Below are 3822 nucleotides of genomic sequence, written 5' to 3'. Positions count from 1 at the left end.
ACCCCAACCGCCCACCCGCACCGGCGCCGACGCGCCCGCCGCGCCTACGCCCGGGACTCCGGGGCGAGGCGGGAGCCGGTCAGACGCGCGCCGATGGTGTCGTCCGGGTTGGACAGCCCGCACGTCGTCATGGAGAGGCACCCGCACCCGATGCAGTCGGTGAGGTGGTCCCGCAGCCGCTCCAGGCGGCGGATCCGCTCGTCCAGCTCGGCACGCCACTTCTCGGACAGCCGGGCCCAGTCCTCGCGGGTCGGTGTCCGCCCGTCCGGCAGTTCCGCGAGCGCGTCCCGGATCGCGGCGAGCGGCATGCCCACCCGCTGCGAGGCGCGGACGAACGCCACCCGCCGCAGGGTGTCGCGGCTGTAGCGGCGCTGGTTGCCGGAGGTGCGCCGGCTGCTGATCAGCCCCTTGGCCTCGTAGAAGTGCAGCGCGGAGACGGCCACCCCGCTGCGGGCCGAGAGCTGGCCGACGGTGAGTTCCTGGACCTTCACGGGGATCTGGGGCACGCCCGGACCCTAACCGGCCGGACCCCGCCCCGGCACACGCATTGACAGGATGCGTGGCCCCGACCATGCTAAGCAGTCGCTTAGAAATTGCGCACCGCAGACGCGAGAGGCCAGGGACAGCGACATGGCAGAGCCGAGGATCTTCACCTCCCCCGACGAGCTGAAGGCGGCCGTGGGCGAGCAGCTCGGGTACACCGACTGGATCGAGGTCGACCAGAAGCGGATCGACCTGTTCGCGGAGGCGACCGGCGACCACCAGTGGATCCACGTCGACCCGGAGAAGGCCGCCGGCGGCCCGTTCGGCACCACCATCGCGCACGGCTACCTGACCCTGTCGCTGCTGCCGCTCTTCGGCCCGCAGCTGCTCTCCGTCGAGGGCGTGAAGATGGGCGTCAACTACGGCACCAACAAGGTGCGTTTCCCCTCCCCCGTGCCGGTGGGCTCGCGGCTGCGTTCCACCGGGCGGATCACCGCCGTGGAGGACGTGCCGGGCGGCGTCCAGCTCTCGCTGGCGTTCACCGTCGAGCGCGAGGGCGGCGACAAGCCGGTCTGCGTCGCCGAGTCGGTGTCCCGGTACTACCTCTGAACGCCGCGGCCCGGACGCCGCGGCACGTCAACGCTTGGCGCCCACCATGCTGAGCACGAGGTCGGCGTAGAGCGCGCCGACCTCGTCGGGCGTCCAGCGGCCGTCCACCCGGAACCACCGGGCGACGTCGATGCACAGGGACATGATCGCCAGCGTGGCGCCCTGCGCGTCCGGCACCTCGAACTCGCCCGCCTCGACGCCCTCCTGGACGAGCCGGCGCACCTGCGCGTCCACCTGCTTGCGCAGCCCCACGATGTCGGCGCGGGTGTCCTCGCCCAGCGCCTCCAGCTCGTACTGCACGACCCGCGCGGTGGTGTGCTGGGCGGCGTGCCACCGGACGAAGGAGCTGACCGCCTCGGCGAGCCGCTCGGCCGCCGTGCCCTCGCCGTCGGCGGCGTCGCGCAGGATGGCGAGGGCCTTCTCGTGACCGATCCGGCTGATCCGGGCGAGCAGTTCTTCCTTGGTCTTGTAGTGGATGTAGAGCGCGGCCGGACTCATCCCCGCGCGGCCCGCGATGTCGCGGGTCGTGGTGGCGTGGTAGCCGCGCTCGGCGAAGGCGTCCACCGCGGCCACCAGCAGACGCCGGGCGGCCTCGGGTGTGACCTCGGCCCAGGGCTGCCGCTCGTCGCCGCTTCCGGCCGTCGTCTCCTCCGCCGTACTCATCGCTCGCCCTCGCCTCTCTCGCTCCCCGTCCTCACCCACCCTGGACGGAGACCCTCCGGACCGCACGCCGTAGGTGCGGGGGGACCACCATACCGCCGGAGGCTGAGCGGGCGCTTAGGGAGTGCGTCCCCGAATTCCTCAGAGCTTCTGGAAGGGGTCGTGCTCGGCGAGGAGCTTCTCCAGGCGGGCCTGGTCCACCCGGCTGACGATGGCCCCCGCCTCCTGGCGGTCCCGGATCACCTTGGCCAGCGTGAAGGTGGAGGTCACCAGGTAGAGGACGGCGACCGTGAAGAAGCCGCGCACCCAGGCGCTCGCCTCCATCCGCACGATGCCGACACAGGTCGCGCTCAGCGCGATGACGAACGATGCCACCGCCTGGCCGTAGAAGGCCACGGTGTTCTGCTGCTTGACGGGTGTCTCGGTCATGGGGAAAGCATCGGGCGGACGCGCCTCCCGGCACATCCGCCCGCGTACTCATGCGCCGGTGGTCCGGCGTACTCACGAGGAACCGCTCAGAACGCCGACACCCCCGTGAGGGCGCGGCCGATGAGGAGCTTCTGTATCTGGCTGGTGCCCTCGTAGAGGGTCATCACCCGGGCGTCGCGGAGCAGCTTGCCGGCCGGGTACTCGTCGATGAACCCGTACCCGCCGAACACCTGCAGCGCGTTGTTGGCGCAGCGCACGGCCGCCTCGGAGGCGAACAGCTTGGCCTTGGACGCCTCGACGGCGAACGGCAGCCCGCGGTCGACGAGGTCGGCGACCCGCCACACCAGCAGCCGGGCGGCGTCCACGTCGAGCGCGATGTCGGCGAGGAGTTCCTGCACCAGCTGGTGGTGGGCGATGGTCTTCCCGAACTGCTCGCGCTGACCCGCGTACGCGACCGCGCAGTCCAGCGCGGCCTGGGCGATGCCGACGCAGCCGGCGGCGACCGACATCCGGCCCTTGGCCAGGGTGGACATGGCGACGGCGAAGCCCTTGCCCTCGGGGCCGAGCAGGGCGGAGGCGGGCACCCGTACGTCCTGGAGGACCAGTTCGGCGGTGGCCTGGCCGCGCAGGCCGAGCTTGCCGTGGATGGTGTTGCGGGTCAGACCGGGGGTGTCGGTCGGGACCAGGAAGGCGGAGACGCCCTTGTGGCCCGGCGCGTCGGTGGAGCGGGCGAAGACGATCGCCACGTCGGCCCAGGTGCCGTTGGTGATGAACATCTTGGTGCCGTTGAGGACGTAGTCGCCGCCGTCGCGCACCGCGCGGGTGACGAGGTTGCCGGCGTCGGACCCGGTGCCCGGCTCGGTGAGGCCGAAGCATCCGAGCGCCTCGCCGGAGGTGAGACGGGGCAGCCACGCGCGCTTCTGCTCCTCGGTGCCCCAGCTCTGCACGGTCTTGGCGACCAGGCCCAGGGAGACCGAGACGATGCCCCGCACCGAGGAGTCTCCGCGGCCCAGCTCCTCGGTGACCAGGCAGTAGGCCAGGTGGTCGCCTCCGGAGCCGCCGTACTCCTCGTCGATGGTCAGTCCCAGGAAGCCGACCTCGCCGAGCTTCTTCACGATGCCCCGGTCGACCTGCTCCGCGCGGTCCCACGCGACGACGTGCGGTGCTATCTCCCGCGCCACGAAGTCCCGGGCGAGCTCCTGTACGGCCGCCTGCTCCTCGCTGAGCCCCAGATTCACGGTGCGCCACCCCACGGTCGATTCCTGTGCCGTCTGTCCGGGCTTAAATTAGCACTGCTAGTTAAATCGGTCGAGCCTCTGCGGTGAGCCTCTACGATGTGCGCCATGCCACGCCCGCGCACCCCGCTGCTCTCCACCGGCCGGATCGTCGAGACCGCCCTCTCCCTGGTCGACGCCGAGGGGCTGGCCGCGGTCTCCACCCGGCGGCTCGCGGCCGAACTGGGGGTGAGCGGGCCCTCCCTGTACAACCATTTCCGCAGCCGGGACGACATCCTGGAGGCGGTCGCCGACGCGGTGAGCGCGCAGGTCGACCTGTCGGTGTTCGAGCGCGGCGCCGCCTGGCGGGACGCGCTGCACGACTGGGCGCTCTCCTACCGGTCCGCGCTGCGCCGGCACCCCCACA

6 protein-coding genes are annotated in these 3822 nt (G+C 71.8%); 2 read left to right on the top strand and 4 right to left on the bottom strand.

What is annotated here, in order from left to right; all coding sequences use genetic code 11:
• Positions 1-44: 44 nt before the first annotated feature.
• On the bottom strand, positions 45-506 hold the full coding sequence (gene soxR / locus HW445_RS21795) for a redox-sensitive transcriptional activator SoxR (RefSeq protein WP_180222666.1): 462 nt from the start codon (positions 504-506) through the stop codon (positions 45-47).
• A 124-nt stretch (positions 507-630) separates the two neighbouring features.
• On the opposite strand from soxR, the gene HW445_RS21790 reads away from it, so the two are divergent.
• Positions 631-1092 (top strand): MaoC family dehydratase, encoded by a 462-nt coding sequence (locus tag HW445_RS21790; RefSeq protein WP_180222665.1) that lies wholly within the window; start codon positions 631-633, stop codon positions 1090-1092.
• A 27-nt stretch (positions 1093-1119) separates the two neighbouring features.
• Here the strand turns inward: HW445_RS21790 and HW445_RS21785 are convergent, their stop codons facing one another.
• The 3 genes from HW445_RS21785 to HW445_RS21775 all read right to left on the bottom strand — a co-directional run bounded on the left by HW445_RS21785 (position 1120) and on the right by HW445_RS21775 (position 3419).
• Positions 1120-1755, bottom strand: a complete 636-nt coding sequence (locus tag HW445_RS21785; RefSeq protein ID WP_180222664.1) for a TetR/AcrR family transcriptional regulator — start codon at positions 1753-1755, stop codon at positions 1120-1122.
• A 138-nt stretch (positions 1756-1893) separates the two neighbouring features.
• Positions 1894-2181, bottom strand: a complete 288-nt coding sequence (locus HW445_RS21780) for a YiaA/YiaB family inner membrane protein (RefSeq protein WP_180222663.1) — start codon at positions 2179-2181, stop codon at positions 1894-1896.
• Between the two features lie 86 nt (positions 2182-2267).
• Positions 2268-3419 carry an acyl-CoA dehydrogenase family protein gene (locus tag HW445_RS21775; RefSeq protein WP_180222667.1) on the bottom strand — a complete coding sequence of 384 codons (1152 nt, stop codon included), beginning with the start codon at positions 3417-3419 and terminating at the stop codon, positions 2268-2270.
• A 105-nt stretch (positions 3420-3524) separates the two neighbouring features.
• On the opposite strand from HW445_RS21775, the gene HW445_RS21770 reads away from it, so the two are divergent.
• Positions 3525-3822 (top strand): TetR/AcrR family transcriptional regulator (locus tag HW445_RS21770; protein ID WP_180222662.1); only part of this gene is annotated, 298 nt, incomplete at its 3' end.

This window comes from Streptomyces sp. UH6 (genome assembly GCF_013421635.1).
Taxonomy (GTDB): Bacteria; Actinomycetota; Actinomycetes; order Streptomycetales; family Streptomycetaceae; genus Streptomyces; species Streptomyces abyssomicinicus.
This window is presented reverse-complemented; position numbering and strand designations above follow the sequence as displayed.

Bases quoted from the DNA above. Each gene is read 5' to 3' on its own strand.
- HW445_RS21790 (WP_180222665.1), top strand. From the start codon at position 631: ATGGCAGAGCCGAGGATCTTCACCTCCCCCGACGAGCTGAAGGCGGCC.
- HW445_RS21785 (WP_180222664.1), bottom strand. From the start codon at position 1,755: ATGAGTACGGCGGAGGAGACGACGGCCGGAAGCGGCGACGAGCGGCAG.
- HW445_RS21780 (WP_180222663.1), bottom strand. From the start codon at position 2,181: ATGACCGAGACACCCGTCAAGCAGCAGAACACCGTGGCCTTCTACGGC.